Genomic DNA, 14,286 nt, shown 5'->3' with positions numbered 1-14,286 from the left:
AATTGTGTACTTTTTTTTTGAAATACCGATAAATAAAGTATGAAAAAGATTTTGATTTTGACGGGACTCTTTTCGATTTTCACGGCTTTCTCATCACCTCTTTTTGCAAAGGAGGCAGCCGCACCAAAACCCGATACTTACGAATATGATTTGACACTCGCAGAAATCAGCGGAGTAAAAGCTCCGTATATCTCAAACAACTTCATTGTCTTTACAGCCCCAGTCACCGCGAATTCAATTGGAATCGCATTTGACTTTGAGGAATTCAGAAAAATTCACTATTATCAGCTCAGAAAAAATTATGGCTATGAGGGTGATGTCACATCTTCTTATTATTTTTACATTCTTGAAATGCCGAAAAAACTTTCCAGAATCAGCTATCGTGTCATAATCGATGGACTTTGGACAACCGACCCACAGAATCAAAACATAGTCTACAATGAGTACGAAAATTACACGCTCTCATGCATAGATTTACCGCCGGAAGAAATTGAAATCACAGAAAAGCTTGCGAACGGGCTAACCCACTTCGTATGCCATGCCGAAACCGGAAAAAAAATCCGCCTCGGAGGAACATTCACGAACTGGGACAGCTGGATTTACGAGCTTAAAGAAACAGAACCTGGAAAATATGTGATTGACATTCCTCTGCACCCAGGAACCTATTATTATTCTTACTACAACGGAATCACACCGTTCATAGACGAAACAAACCCAAGCCGAGGATATTCAAACGACGGTCGGGTTGTAAGTTGCATCACGATTAATTAAGTTAGAAGTGAGAAATTAGGAGTTAGGAATTATCGATTAATTACAAGTTCTAACTTCTCACTCCTAATTCCTAACTATTAAAATCCTTTGAATTTTCCTGCTAATTTGCTCAAATCTCCGAGTTTTGAGAGGTCTCCGAGGCCCCCCATTCCACCGTTTCCGCCCATTCCGCCGAGCTGCTGCATGAGTTTTGCCTGCATTCCGCGGTTCCGGCTGAGTTTTTTCATGGTGAGCTTTGTTTTTTCAAACTGCTTGATTAGCTTGTTCACTTCGGCAACGCTTGTGCCGCTTCCGGCAGCAATTCGCTTGCGGCGTGCAGGTCCGATAATCAGATGATTTGCACGCTCTTTTTTTGTCATCGACTGGATAATTGCTTTTTGATGCGCGATTCCAGACATATCGAGTTTGCTTGGATCAACCTGACCTGCAAGTCCTGGAATCATTTCCATCAAAGAAGAAAGATTGCCCATTTTGCCGACATTCTCGAACTGCACGAGCATGTCATCGAGGGTGAACTCGTTGCGGGCCATCTTCTGCTCAAGTTTTTTGGCTTCTTCAATATCAACAGTTTCCTGAGCCTTCTCAACCAAAGAAACGATATCGCCCATGCCCAAAATGCGGCTTGCGATTCGCTCAGGATGGAACGGCTCGAAATCCTCGGTCTTCTCACCAGTACCGATGAACAAAATCGGCTTGTCAGTGATTGATTTGAGAGAAAGGGCTGCACCGCCTCGTGCATCAGAGTCGAATTTTGTGAGGATTACGCCACTAAGCCCCAGCTGCTCGTCAAAGCTCTTTGCGATGTCAACCGCATTCTGACCGGTCATTGAGTCTGCGACAAGAATTGTCTCAACCGGGTCAACTGCCTTTTTGACATCGACCAGCTCTTTCATCATCGATTCGTCAATCTGCAATCGACCAGCCGTATCAACGATGATTGTATCGATTCCGTTCTTCTTTGCGTGTGAAATTGCGTTCTTTGCAACTTTTACGGCATCTTTTGCGCCCTCTTCAAGATAAACAGGGATGCCGATTTTATCACCGAGCTGCTTGAGCTGCTCCATAGCCGCCGGACGAACCAAGTCACAGGCAACAAGGAGAGGTTTACGGCCGTTTTTTGCAAGGCGGGCTGCAAGTTTGTGAGCGGCGGTTGTTTTACCGGCACCCTGCAGACCAAGAAGCAAAATTACGGACTGTGTATCAGGGCCTTTGAGCTGCAAATCAACTTTGGTGTCGCCCAAAAGTTTTACGATTCGGTCATAGATGATTTTTGTAAACTGCTGGCCCGGATCAACCGCGCGGAGAACCTTTTCGCCCTTAGCTTCCTCGATTGTGGCATTTACGAAGCGGCGTACAACACGAAGGTTGACATCGGCTTCGAGCAAAGCCATTTTAATCTGCTCAACAGTTTCTTCGATATTTTTCTCAGTGATTTTTGATTTTCCGCTCACAGAGCGCATGATATCACTGAATGTATTCGTAATTTTCTCTAACATTTGGTCTATAATTTCCTTTTTATGTTATTCTTAGTCCTCATCGGACGCCATTTTTCCCTGCATCATAAGTTCCTGCAACAAGGCCATAGGCTCAATTTCTTTGTTGAGGATTCTGTACAAGCTGTCACAAATCGGAAGTTTCAAATTATATTTTTCGGCAATCTGGTGAATGAATTTACAAGCGACAGCACCTTCTGAAAGATAGCCGATTTCACCGATTCGTGCGATTAAATCATCCAAATTCTTGAACTTTGAAAGGATGTCTGTTTTGATAATATCCTGACCAAAGCGGCGGTTACGTCCATATTTTGAGCGGCATGTTACATCAAGATCGCCCACGCCTGCGATTGAAGTGAATGTCTCGGCATGTGTGGCTCCCATGGCAAAGCCAATCGTCTGAAGCTCGTTCAAGCCTGCGGCAAGAAGCAAGCTCTCGGAATTGTCTCCAAAAATATCAGAATGTTCGCTGACGGCATCCAAAGCACCGTATACGACAGCAACGACATTCTTTGCGGCGGCACAAATCTGTACGCCGATTACATCAAGCGATGAATAGACCATAAGCCCCGGCACACGCAGCAACTCACGGAATTTAATTGAATTGAGGGCGTGCTCACTTGCGGCAATAAGGCCGGTGAGTTTGCCCATAGCGACTTCCTCAGCATGGCTCGGTCCTGAAATATAAACAAGTGAGCCTTTGTAGCTTTCAGGAAGCACATCTTCGAGAGTATCGAGGATTAGGCGAGGGCCGTTATCAGAAGCTACGAATCCTTTGGTAAGAACACCGATTACGGTCTCACCATTTTTAATAGAAGGAACATTCGCAATTTTTTTTGCCGTGCTCGCAATGAACAATGACGGAGAAGCAAGAATCAGATATTCCTTGCCGTTCGCAACTTCTTCGATATTTGTGGATGCAGTGAGATTTTCTGAGAGCGGGAATCCCGGAAGATACCTTTTGTTCTCATGCGCATTATTGATGCTTTCGACGACATCGGTCTCCATAGCCCAAACCTGGACTTTATGGCCACCGCGGGCAATTGCCTGAGCAAGACCTGAGCCCCATGCACCTGCACCAATTATACCGACACTTTTAGCTTTCATTCTTATCCTCGATTTTAAAATTTATCGTTTTTGGAAATTAGAACCAGCACTCAGCCTGATCTTTCCAGTCGATGATTTCCTCAGGTTTGAAAAAGAGATTAATCTCACGCTCTGCGCTTGCATCGCTGTCCGATGCATGGATGATATTGTGGCTTGTGTGAGAGCAGAAATCTCCGCGGATTGTTCCTGGAGCAGCTTCGCTTGGTTTTGTAGCGCCGACAACTTTGCGAACCAAAGCAACGCAATCCTCGTTGTCCATCTGCCATACCATTGCGACTACAGGTGCGCTTGTGATATAAGAAACAAGCTCATCATAGAAAGGCTTGCCCTGATGCTCAGCATAATGCTTTGAAGCAAGCTCTTTTGAAATGTTCATGAGTTTCAATCCAACCAATTTAAGGCCTTTATTCTCCAAACGAGTAATGACCTGACCAACGAGCCTGCGATTCAATACACCAGGCTTACACATAGCAAAACATCTTGTCATAATTTTTCATTATACAGCAGGTTCAGCCGTTTTTCAACAGCAGCAATAGTGTCGTCCGGTGTGCTCGCCCCTGCCGTGATTCCGACAGTCTCCAGAGCAAAAAAATCGGCAGGAATTTCTTCGGGAGTTTCGATAAGGACGGCTTTTTTGCACAGTTTTTGAGCCGTGGCAAAAAGTCTGTTTGTATTCGCGCTGTTTTTTCCGCCGATAACGATTACGCCTTCAACTTTTGAACAGAGCTCCACAAGGCTGTCCTGTCTTTCGTGTGTTGCCGGACAGATTGAGCTTATTACTTCCGCATTTGGGAAAGAATTTTTTAATTCAGTTTGAAGCAAATCGAACATCTTTATGCTGAATGTCGTCTGAGAAAGAAGGACAATTTTTGAACCTGAAGAAAGAACATTGTGCTCCGAAAGCTCCCTGATGGCAGACTTAAGCTCATCGACATCTTTAACAAGGACGAAATTCAATTTTCTGCCACAATTCTTCGCTCCCTGTCTTGCATAGCCTTCAATTCCAACGACCTCACCATGATTTTTGTCACCGGCAAAGAAAATCACATATCCTTTTGAGGCATATTCACCGGCCGTTTTCTGGCTTTTCGTCACAAGCGGGCAAGTTGCGTTCACAACATTCACGCCTTTTTCACGGATTTCACTTTCTGTCTCAGGCGGAACTCCATGCGCACGGATAATGACTGTATCTCCAGGTGCCAGAAGTTGAATCTTGTCATCATCAAGGATTCGTAAATTCCGCTCCGCAAGTTTATTAAGTGCCACAGGATTATGAATCAATGGTCCGAGCGTATAAACCTGACCTGCTTTCTGCTCAAGGGCTTTTTCAGCCGCAAGCACGGCTCGGCGCACACCGGCACAAAACCCGAGAATCTTAGCACGAATTATTTTCATTTTTTATCCTTACAGCGAGCCTGAATGAAGCTCATAAAATCATCTTCCATGAGTGGCTGTGAATAAAAATATCCCTGAACCTGATCGCAATTAATTGAACGCAAGAAATCACGCTGGATCTGGGTTTCAACGCCCTCAAAGACAGTCTCCTTATCAAGATTCTTGCTCAAATCAATAAGGCTTCGGATAAAAGTAGCAGATTTTTCTTCCATAAAGCCCTGGGGATTGAACGAGGCCTTCAAAAACTCCCGGTCAAACTTCAAAACATCGACAGGAATTTCCGTAAGCATGTTCAGGGAACTCTCACCGCTTCCGAAATCATCCATTGCGACCGAGAATCCTTCTTTATGGAGCGCATCCGTAATCTCCCGGAGTGTTTCCCGGCCCATGACAGACCGTTCAAGTATTTCAACCTGAATCAGATACGGCGGAATCGCATATTTTCTGAAAATCCTCATGAACTCAAACATAAATTTTTCCGGCTGGTTGTGATTCCGGCTCATATTCACAGAAATCGGAACGACAGGTTTTCCAGCCTTAATCTGAGAATCAAGGAAACTGAAGACCTTATCATAAACATAAAAATCAAGTTTGACAATAAAGCCATTCCTTTCAAACAGCGGAATAAATCTGTCAGGATAAATCATTCCGAAATCAGGATTCTGCCAGCGGACCAGAGCTTCGGCTCCAACCACAGTATCATCCGAAAGAAGCACCTTCGGCTGATACATGACAAAAAATTCCTGATTTTCGAGTGCAGTTTTCATTCTCTGCTCAATCTTCTGCTCATCATTAATCTGGCTCAAAAGGCGGGCATTGTAAATCGCATACGGGGAAATCAAACTGTCTTTAATCGTGCTTTTTGCGAATGAAGCCTGTCCGACGAGCTCCTTTATAGTGATGTCGGGGTGATAAGACGGCTTACAGAATGTTATTCCGAACTTTGGAATAAACGGTATCCCATAATTCCGAATCTGCTCATTAAGAATATACATCTGTCCCTTGAAAATATTCATTGCCTCGCCGACATTATCAATTTTAAAGAACAGGCAGAAATGGTCGGCATATCTGCGCCCGATAAGGCCCTTATACTCCAAAATGACTTTGTTGAGCAGTGTTGAATAAAAATAAATCATTTTGTCAGCGACATCTTCACGGTAATTCTGATTTATGAACTTGAAGCCGCGAATATCAGCCTCTACCAGCATGAATTTCTGCCTTGGATTTCTTTTTAGCAATTTTGACGCCGCAGATTCAAATTTCTGCTTAGTCCACAATTTCGTGAGCGGGTCATAGCTAGGTTCAATCAGCTGGTTCTTGTAGAAATAATTGGAAACCGTCATCTCTATAAAGAGAAGTCCCATAAGGGCAATCAGCGAAATCAAAAAAACAAAGAATTTTATTTTGTCATATCCTGTTTGTATATTATCAAAATATTTTTTGGGAAATCCGACGCTCAGAGTCCATCCGCAATTCTTGATTTTCGCATAAAAAAGATCTATCGGCTCCCCAAGATGGTTTTCCGTCTCGACATATCCGTTTCCTTCACGGGCAGTAACATCTGATGCTGTTCCCCTGTATTTTTTGCTCTTTGGGATGAAGATTTTTCCTACATAGTCGGGATCTGGATGGGTCAGGACTTTGCCGAGCCTGTCGAGGATGTAAGCCGTGCTGTTTTCGCCAATCTTAATGTCACTGGTAATTCTTGAAAGCTCCTGGATTTTTATTGATGCGCACAAGATTCCTTTCAGCTTATGATTTGAATCAAAATAAGGCTCCTCGATGAAGAAAACCGGAGTTGAGGAAAAATCAGTATAGAACATATCGCTGACATAATAATCAGAATCTTTGAAATTGTCGGCCGAAATATAAGTTTTGTTCTTTAAGTCGATGACATTTCCCTGGGGAAAATAACCGTTAAACTCAGAATCAACATAAAAAACCGAAAAAAAATCTTCGTTTAAAAACCTCAAATTCTGCCTGATCCATTTCTGGATTTCTTTCGGATCTCCTTTCTCAAACAATTTCTCGTAATAAATAGAAGAAAGTGATGTATGATAATTTTCGAGATAATACTGGATTCCGCTTGAATAGCCCTGCAAAACCTGAACACAATTCTCAAGGTACCGTTTTTCGGAATTTTTCAATGCCTGAGTCAATATCCCGCCAGAGAGCACAAAAACAAGCAGCATTATGATTCCGCTTACAGCCAAAGAAGAGAGGAACTTTAATTTATTCGGGCTTAATATCCATTTTGCCTTACGGAACATATTAAATATGATACCACGGATTCTTAGAATTTTGAAATGATTTTTTGGATATTTTAAGTTTTTTTGTAAAAAGAAGGGAAAGGTTAGGAAAATTAGAAGTTAGGCATTAAAAAATTAGCAATTAGCAATTACGAAACGAGACATTGTCTAACGGCTCGTCTCAATTTTTAATTGCTAATTGCTACTTTCTAATTACTCTACGTCGTCAGCTTCTTCTTCGACAGCCTTGAACTGGCTTACATTTGGATTTGCAGCGATTGTCTGGAACTTCTGGTTCTTTCTGACTGCGAGGATGAATGCACCTGCAATGAAGATAGAAGAATAACATCCAGAAATCAAACCAACTGTGAGAGCCAATGAGAAGTCGTGGATTGTTCCTGTTGTGAAGAAGAACAATGCCAGAACTGCGAACAATGTTGTCAAAGTTGTGATGATAGAGCGGCTCAATGTTGAAGAAAGAGCAGAGTCCAAGACTTCCTTGAATGTCTTAGCCTCAACGACCTTGATGTCGCTTCGTACACGGTCAAGAATAACGACAGTAGCGTTAATTGAGTAACCGATAATCGTAAGGATAGCGGCCAAAGTTGTTGTGCTGAATTCCATCTGAATGAATGAGATGAAAGAAACCATAATCAAAGCGTCGTGAACGATAGCAATTACTGCCGCAAGAGCGAAATCCCAGTGGAATCGGATTGCAGAGTAAATGAAAATCAAAACCAATGTCGCAAGGACGAGGATGATTGAGTCACGAATCAAAGACTGTGAGAACTGAGCACCGATAAAGTCAGACTTTACGAAAGCAACTTTGTCTGCACCGAAAGCATCTGAAAGAGCTTTGTTTGCATCAGCCTGAAGGGTTTTGCCCTCGTCGCCAGTAACGCCCATTCGAACCTGGAAAGCACGGCTTGTACCGTCGCCAACTTCCTTGACATCAACATTGTCGAAAGTTTTGAGGGCTGCACGGACATCATCAGCAGAAATGCCAGTAGAAACATCCGCAACAAAAAGGCTGAGTGGTTTTTCACCCAAGTTCTTAGAAGAACCAGAGTTTACGAAAAGACCGTCTTTCGGAAGCTCCATTTCCTTTTTGATGTGTGCAGAAACGCCGTTCACATCATTGATTTTTGCAGCAAGATCAGAAACTGTCTTAACTTCTGCATAAGGAATTGAAACAGTGCGGTTTTCCTCACCGATACCACTGACTACCATCTGGATGCCATCGTCATTAGCTTCCAAAGAAACAGTTGCAGTACCGTTATATGTAACTTCAAGAACAGTATTTGCAATCTTGATTTCTTCAATCATACCAGGCTTGAAATCAAGACCGAAGTTGATTCCGCGAGTAACGACCGAAGCAATGCCCGCGATAATGATTACTGCGCTCAAAACTACAGCGACAGGGAAAAATTTGCTAAACTGAATTATTTTTTTCATTATTTTACTCCCCAGCCGATGCTCATTGTCTTTCTGTTCATGACATCAGTGTTGAAGTCGAACATAAGACGAGAAACTACGAGAGCTGTAAATACTGATGAACAAACACCGATTGCAAGCGAAACAGCGAAGCCCTGGATTGAGCCTGTACCCAATTTTGAAAGGAACGCAGCAGCGATGAATGTCGTGATGTTAGAGTCCATGATTGCCCAGAAAGCGTTGTCGAAACCAGCGGCAACTGCGGCAGCACGGCTCTTTCCATTTCTAAGCTCTTCCTTGATACGCTCGAAGATGATTACGTTGGCGTCTACTGACATACCGACTGTAAGGATCATACCTGCAATAGAAGAAAGTGTAAGAGTGAGGTTGAATGCGCTCAAAACAGAGAACATGATGTACATGTTCAAAATCTGTGCGACAACGGCATTGAATCCCGCACCAAGATAATAGAGAATCATGAACACGAGAACGGCTGCCAAGCCCCATGTGAGGGCGTTCATACCTTGCCTGATTGCAGCTTCACCCAAAGAAGCACCGACAACCTGCTGGCTCTCAACTTCGAGAGGAACTTCAAGCCATGCAGTCTGCAAGACTTTCTGAATATTCTGAGCTTCTTCTACGCTGAATCCGCCTGAGAGAGAAACCTGTCCGCCGTTGATTGCCTGTCGGATAGTTGCTGCAGACTTGATTTTGTTGTCGCTTACGATTGCAAGGCGTTCGTTTACGTGAGCACCTGTGAAGTCAGCGAAAATCTGTGCGCCTTCTGAATCGAGGACGAAGTTGACTTCCGGCTGGTTTGTTGTCTGGTCAGCAGAAACCTGTGCAGATTTTACATGCTTTCCGTCCAGGGCAATTTCTTTTTTGACTGCGATATATTCTGCTCCGCGAACGAGCTGGTCAAGGCCGTAATCGTCTTTTTCGTAGAAGCCCATTACCTCGCAGTCAGCAGGAAGGATTGAAGGATCAAGAAGTTTGCCGTCTGAGTTAAAGAGGATACCGTTCTGGCGGTAATAGTTCATTACAGCTGCGGTAGCGTTTTCATCAACAAGGCGGAAATTGAGGATTCCTTTACCCATGATGATTGTGTTTACGCTTTCTGAATCAGCAGCGCCAGGGATTTCAATGTAGATTCTGTCCTCACCCTGCTGGCGGATAACCGGCGAAGTAAGACCGAATTTATCGATACGGCCAGTCAAAGTCTCGATAGCCTGAGCCATCGCGTCCTTTTTGAACTGGGCTTCATCGGCAACTTCATTGTCCTTTTTCTGTGAGGCAAGAGCAGCATCCAGATCAGCATGAACGATTACATTCATACCGCCGCTCAAGTCAAGGCCGAGCTTAACAGAAGAATTGTAGCGTTTTTTTGCCGCAAGGATTTCATCACGATATTTGCCTTCGATTACAGCACGCAAATCAGCCAAGGCATTTTCGCCAGAAAACGAATCCAAGATAGCACCGATAGTCATAACTTCCGGTGTTTTTGGAGCTTCAAGACCAGCGGCTTTATAAGCCTTTGCATTTTCCTTGTAATTCTTTTTTGCAGCTTTTACAAGGTAATCGTAATTAGGAGAATCAAGAACTGCTTCCGGATTAACCTTTGCGAGTGCGATGAGCTTTTCAGACTCACCCTTTGCTTTTACTACTGTGTAGTCCTTGATTTTCTCAAGAGAACCGAGCGCAAGAGTCTGCTCGTCCTTTGGAGTTCTTGCATACCAGCTGATTGACGGCCAGAGAAATGCAAAACATACAGCAAGAACTACCAGAATAATGATGAAACGACTTCGTTTGTTCATTTTTTTACTCCGGTATATTTATATTTATTCAGCTTTTGTAGAATCAGCAGCCTCTTCTTTTGGAGACTCTTTTGACTCTTCAGCTTTTTTATCCGATTTTGCTGGAGCCGGATTCTCAACGCCGGCGATTGCTGCACGGTTGACTTCGATTTTTACATTCTCGTCAACTTTAAGAATCACGGTCTTTTCTTTTGTTGAAGACACGACACCGTGGATTCCACCGATTGTAACAACTTTGTCACCCTTTTTGAGAGCATCAATCATTTTCTGAGTTTCTTTCTGCTTTTTATTCTGCGGACGAATAATGAAGAAATAGAAAATAGCGATGATGGCGATGAAAGGGACGACCGACATCAAAGTCTGGCTGCTTGTAGCCCCTGCCGCCTGAAGTAAAGGTAAAAACATTTTTGACTCCTACAGTAACACCAAATAAAGATGTTACATCCATCATAGTTTAAAATAGTGCAAATAGAATATCATTAAACGAAGTCAAAATCAAGGTGACGAGTCGTAAAGGGCTAATTTTTTAGAAGATTTTCCAGTTCTCTGTTGAGTTTTAGAAGACTTTCATCCTTTGGAGAGAGGGCAACGACCTGCTTTAAGTAATACTGAGCCTTGCGGTATTCCTTTTTGTTGTAATAGATTTTGTAAAGCCTGAACAAAGCGTCGCTGTTGCGGGGATTCGCCGTGAGACTTGAGCGCAAATCCGCAAGCACGGCATTTTCGCCGGAAGCCAGAAAACTGCGCTCATAATATAGAAAACTTTTCATCCTTGTGGCAGAAGAAGGAAGAAGCTGGGTAATGAGTTTTGAAGCCTCGGCCGTCCTTCCAGTGGAGACAAGCACATCGATATAAGACTGCAAAACTTCCTCGTCCGAGCCGTTCGCTGAATAAAGTTTTGAGGCATATTTCCACGCCTCGTCCTTTTTTCCGGCCGAAAGACAGATTTTTATGTGCGAGAAGAGCACGGAATTCGGAACATCATCCTTTTTGAGCAATTCCGAGCTTGCTTTGTAAGCATCGTTCCATTTTTTTGCGGCAACCATTGATGAGATTTTTATCTGCAGAGCATCGAAATTCTCAGGCTCCTTCTCAAGCACCATGTCCGCAAGTTCCTCACCGCTCTTGCCGCCGATTTTTGAGCCAGTCTCCGAGGCAAGGGAAGCCGCCGAAAGAATGATTTCCGAATCATCTGGATAAAGAGAAAGCGCGTTTTCGATTGTAGTCATTGCGGCGGCAGTGTTTCTGTTCCAGTTTTTCTGCACCGTAAAGCGAAGGACGAGGTAATCACGCGAGACAGAATCCTTTCGGGCATAGGCATCAAGAAGCGAAGCCGCCCTGATGTACTCGCCTTTTCGCACGAGAATCCGCGCACGGAACAAAAGATAATTTGAATTCTCAGGCTCCAGCTGCAGGACACGGCTCACATAAAGCTCGGCGTTCACGAAATCTGAGGCCGCAAAAGCCGACTCCGCGCACAGTTTGAGAAGATTTTTATTCTGCGGGTAGCTCCTAAGCATCTTCTCTGCTAGGGTAAAAGCAGTGCCAGGATCAGAAAGACTCATGAAACTCTCTGCGTAGGCAAAGGAACATTCATAGCAATTCTGGGCGATGTCAAAAGCACGGCCGAAATAGTCATTCGCAGTCTTGAAATCTTTTTTGCGCCTGCACAAAACTCCGTAAAGATAATTTGCCAGAAGAGAATCAGGCCGCATGGAAAGTGCCGCAAGAAGAGATTTTTCGGACTCATCATAATAATCGCTGCGGGTTTCGGAAGCCACGAGGACAAGTGAAGGCAAGACATAGCCAAAGAAATCTTTTTCACCCAGCGGAGAATCGTAAAATCCGTTTCTGGAAGATGAGATAGCCCCCGTGTAATTGTTCTTAAAATTCTGCCCTGTGGTATCATCAGTAAACTTCTCGGACTTCCAGCAGAGCTGCATGATTGAGACCGCAATGTAGTGAAGCACCTGCTCATTCTCCGCCATGGAATTTTTGTTGCGTTTCAATTTTGAAATGGCATTCCTAAGGGACTCAGGCGAACCTTTCTCCACATCAGAAAGAACATCAGCCTCAATTCCGTCAAAATACGAAACGGCCTTGCGCTCAGGAACCGCCAACTTTACCGCCCCGGAAGAATCAGCCGGAGAATTGCTCAGAGAAAAAAAGAAAATGCAGGCAAAGGCAGAAAACTTCCGCCACGATTTTTGCAAGTCAGTTATTCCCCATAAAAAGTTTTTTCGTCTTCGTCAGTCAGGCCGGAAAGTTCATCCTTGTCATAAGGAAAGAAATCGTTGAAATTCCTCTGCCAGAAAAACACGCCGACAAGCGTGCCGCCGGCAAGGATAAGAACCAGAGGCCCCCATTTTGACATGAACGCCGAAAAAGAAATCTTTATTATATTGAGAGAAAACAGAAGGAACACAGCCCCCAGAACCTCAATCAAAAGGGTCGGGAAAAGATACACCCCGCGAATTTTTCTGTGCTTGAAAACGCAAGTAAGCAGAAGGCACACGCCGCACAGAAGTACCCCGATAGGCCAAAGATGCTCAGGACCAATCGGCATGACCCCGGAAAAAACGAAAGTCATGCACAGTCCGATGCAGAAAACGAGAAGTCCGAGGAAGAAAAATATCGCCCAGTGAACGAGAGTCATCGCGACATAAAAAATAACCGCGCCGAAAATCATCGTGGCTATTGAGCCGGCAGGAAGTTCCGCGCCAAATCCGCCGTAGAACCGGGAGATAAGGAGCAGCCCCGCAAGAATAAGCACGACACCGGCCGCAAGAAGTATGTTCAGTACAGGAACAGTTATTTTTTTCATGAAAGAAATCCCCCATCCTATCATCAATTTTTTAAAGCTAAATCAGAATAGAATACTATAGAATTCAATAAATTTCTACAGGATTCAGAAATCAAAAATTTTCAGGATTATGATTGAGAACTCAGAGTTTTTGTGCTATCTTTCTTAGGATTATGAAAAGTCCTTTGTTTTTTTTCTATGCTTTTCTATGCTTGGCTCTCACATTAAGCTTTGGTTCCTGCTCAAAAAATCCGGAACAAGAAAAATCCGCCGAGACTCTTGAACAGCTCAGCGCAATTCTTGAGGATCCGGCAATTTCCATACAGTCACGATATGCGGTCATCAACAGAATCGCAAACCTTTACTACTCGCATGACGAAACAGACAACATGGTTCTTTTTCTCACTGACTGGGTTGAGACACATCCAGGCGACACATACAACGCATACTGGCTTCTCATGGTCGCGTCAAATTATCTCAAACAGGGAGAAGAGGCCGTCGCAGAATATTACTACGAGCGCATAATCAACAATTATTCAGACCTTCTCGTAAACGGAGAGTCAATCCACTTTGCTTGCCTGCAGCACCTCATTCAAATCAGCAAAAACTCATCCAACAGAATCAACTACTTCAACCGAATCATCACGAATTTTCCGCAGAATGTAAGCATCACCGAAATGTATCTCCGTCTTGCCCTTGAATACGAAAAGAACGGCGAATGGGAGCTTGCACTCAAATCATACTCACTCTTCCTGGAGCAACCGGATTCATCGACAATCCAGATTGCAGGAATCCCCGACGCATACACAAAGGCCCGGCAGATGGTCGATTTCTCAAAATCACCAAAAGACTGGACATTTGAATCACTTGACTCGCTCGAAACATCCGTAAAAAAAGCAATCTCAAGCTACAACTGGCGCGCGCTCGACCAGTACCGCTCAAAAGTCAATTTCTTCGCAATGAGCTGGAAGTCAAGTGAATCAGACCCGAACGCGCTCGAAAACTTCTCAATGCACAACTTCATGCTCGGAAACCGCATCCGCTACAGCGAAAACCTCGACGAAAGCTCAACGCCGACTGAGGCATATCTAAGGACAACAGGCTGGAGTACATACATCAATGTCTGGTACTTGTATTTCCGAAAGGTAAATTTCCCTGCTGACCCGGAAATTCACGGCCGCTGGGAATGGGCAGGAATCTACTTCGGTGAAAAACTCTAA

12 protein-coding genes are annotated in these 14,286 nt (G+C 44.0%); 2 read left to right on the top strand and 10 right to left on the bottom strand.

Annotated features, from left to right (window positions below; genetic code table 11):
• Positions 1-39 precede the first annotated feature (39 nt).
• The gene (locus IJJ71_RS12890; protein WP_296847594.1) at positions 40-771 is read left to right on the top strand and encodes an early set domain-containing protein; all 732 of its coding nucleotides are present in this window, start codon (positions 40-42) and stop codon (positions 769-771) included.
• A gap of 77 nt (positions 772-848) precedes the next feature.
• Here the strand turns inward: IJJ71_RS12890 and ffh are convergent, their stop codons facing one another.
• The 10 genes from ffh to IJJ71_RS12840 all read right to left on the bottom strand — a co-directional run bounded on the left by ffh (position 849) and on the right by IJJ71_RS12840 (position 13,087).
• Positions 849-2,267: a signal recognition particle protein gene (ffh, locus tag IJJ71_RS12885; protein ID WP_296847592.1), complete on the bottom strand. Its 1,419-nt coding sequence runs from the start codon at positions 2,265-2,267 to the stop codon at positions 849-851.
• A gap of 30 nt (positions 2,268-2,297) precedes the next feature.
• Complete coding sequence (locus IJJ71_RS12880; protein WP_296847590.1) at positions 2,298-3,371, bottom strand: NAD(P)H-dependent glycerol-3-phosphate dehydrogenase; 1,074 nt, start codon at positions 3,369-3,371, stop codon at positions 2,298-2,300.
• Between the two features lie 37 nt (positions 3,372-3,408).
• Entirely contained in the window at positions 3,409-3,858 is a 450-nt protein-coding gene (gene ndk / locus IJJ71_RS12875; RefSeq protein ID WP_296847588.1) for a nucleoside-diphosphate kinase, read from the bottom strand.
• The gene (gene ispH / locus IJJ71_RS12870) at positions 3,855-4,766 is read right to left on the bottom strand and encodes a 4-hydroxy-3-methylbut-2-enyl diphosphate reductase (RefSeq protein WP_296847586.1); all 912 of its coding nucleotides are present in this window, start codon (positions 4,764-4,766) and stop codon (positions 3,855-3,857) included. Before ispH ends, ndk begins: the two co-directional genes overlap by 4 nt.
• Entirely contained in the window at positions 4,763-7,036 is a 2,274-nt protein-coding gene (locus IJJ71_RS12865; RefSeq protein WP_296847584.1) for a GGDEF domain-containing protein, read from the bottom strand. Before IJJ71_RS12865 ends, ispH begins: the two co-directional genes overlap by 4 nt.
• Before the next feature lie 192 nt (positions 7,037-7,228).
• Complete coding sequence (gene secF / locus IJJ71_RS12860) at positions 7,229-8,470, bottom strand: protein translocase subunit SecF (protein WP_296847582.1); 1,242 nt, start codon at positions 8,468-8,470, stop codon at positions 7,229-7,231.
• Positions 8,470-10,263 (bottom strand): protein translocase subunit SecD, encoded by a 1,794-nt coding sequence (secD, locus tag IJJ71_RS12855; RefSeq protein ID WP_296847581.1) that lies wholly within the window; start codon positions 10,261-10,263, stop codon positions 8,470-8,472. The genes secF and secD overlap by 1 nt, the downstream gene beginning before the upstream one ends.
• A gap of 24 nt (positions 10,264-10,287) precedes the next feature.
• Entirely contained in the window at positions 10,288-10,668 is a 381-nt protein-coding gene (yajC, locus tag IJJ71_RS12850) for a preprotein translocase subunit YajC (RefSeq protein ID WP_296847579.1), read from the bottom strand.
• 113 nt (positions 10,669-10,781) lie between these two features.
• Positions 10,782-12,476 (bottom strand): tetratricopeptide repeat protein, encoded by a 1,695-nt coding sequence (locus tag IJJ71_RS12845; protein ID WP_296847578.1) that lies wholly within the window; start codon positions 12,474-12,476, stop codon positions 10,782-10,784.
• Between the two features lie 5 nt (positions 12,477-12,481).
• Positions 12,482-13,087: a hypothetical protein gene (locus tag IJJ71_RS12840; protein WP_296847576.1), complete on the bottom strand. Its 606-nt coding sequence runs from the start codon at positions 13,085-13,087 to the stop codon at positions 12,482-12,484.
• Positions 13,088-13,278: 191 nt separating this feature from the next.
• Here IJJ71_RS12840 and IJJ71_RS12835 point away from each other — a divergent pair, with 191 nt between their 5' ends.
• Positions 13,279-14,286, top strand: coding sequence for a tetratricopeptide repeat protein (locus tag IJJ71_RS12835; RefSeq protein WP_296847575.1), 1,008 nt, complete (start codon positions 13,279-13,281; stop codon positions 14,284-14,286).

The sequence above is a fragment of the Treponema sp. genome (genome assembly GCF_017430385.1).
GTDB lineage: Bacteria > Spirochaetota > Spirochaetia > Treponematales > Treponemataceae > Treponema_D.
Note: the sequence above shows the minus strand (reverse complement) of the source record. Positions and strands in the feature narration are given on the sequence as shown.

Bases quoted from the DNA above. Each gene is read 5' to 3' on its own strand.
- IJJ71_RS12880 (WP_296847590.1), bottom strand. From the start codon at position 3,371: ATGAAAGCTAAAAGTGTCGGTATAATTGGTGCAGGTGCATGGGGCTCA.
- ndk (WP_296847588.1), bottom strand. From the start codon at position 3,858: ATGACAAGATGTTTTGCTATGTGTAAGCCTGGTGTATTGAATCGCAGG.
- IJJ71_RS12865 (WP_296847584.1), bottom strand. From the start codon at position 7,036: ATGTTCCGTAAGGCAAAATGGATATTAAGCCCGAATAAATTAAAGTTC.
- ffh (WP_296847592.1), bottom strand. From the start codon at position 2,267: ATGTTAGAGAAAATTACGAATACATTCAGTGATATCATGCGCTCTGTG.
- ispH (WP_296847586.1), bottom strand. From the start codon at position 4,766: ATGAAAATAATTCGTGCTAAGATTCTCGGGTTTTGTGCCGGTGTGCGC.
- IJJ71_RS12840 (WP_296847576.1), bottom strand. From the start codon at position 13,087: ATGAAAAAAATAACTGTTCCTGTACTGAACATACTTCTTGCGGCCGGT.
- yajC (WP_296847579.1), bottom strand. From the start codon at position 10,668: ATGTTTTTACCTTTACTTCAGGCGGCAGGGGCTACAAGCAGCCAGACT.
- IJJ71_RS12890 (WP_296847594.1), top strand. From the start codon at position 40: ATGAAAAAGATTTTGATTTTGACGGGACTCTTTTCGATTTTCACGGCT.
- secD (WP_296847581.1), bottom strand. From the start codon at position 10,263: ATGAACAAACGAAGTCGTTTCATCATTATTCTGGTAGTTCTTGCTGTA.
- secF (WP_296847582.1), bottom strand. From the start codon at position 8,470: ATGAAAAAAATAATTCAGTTTAGCAAATTTTTCCCTGTCGCTGTAGTT.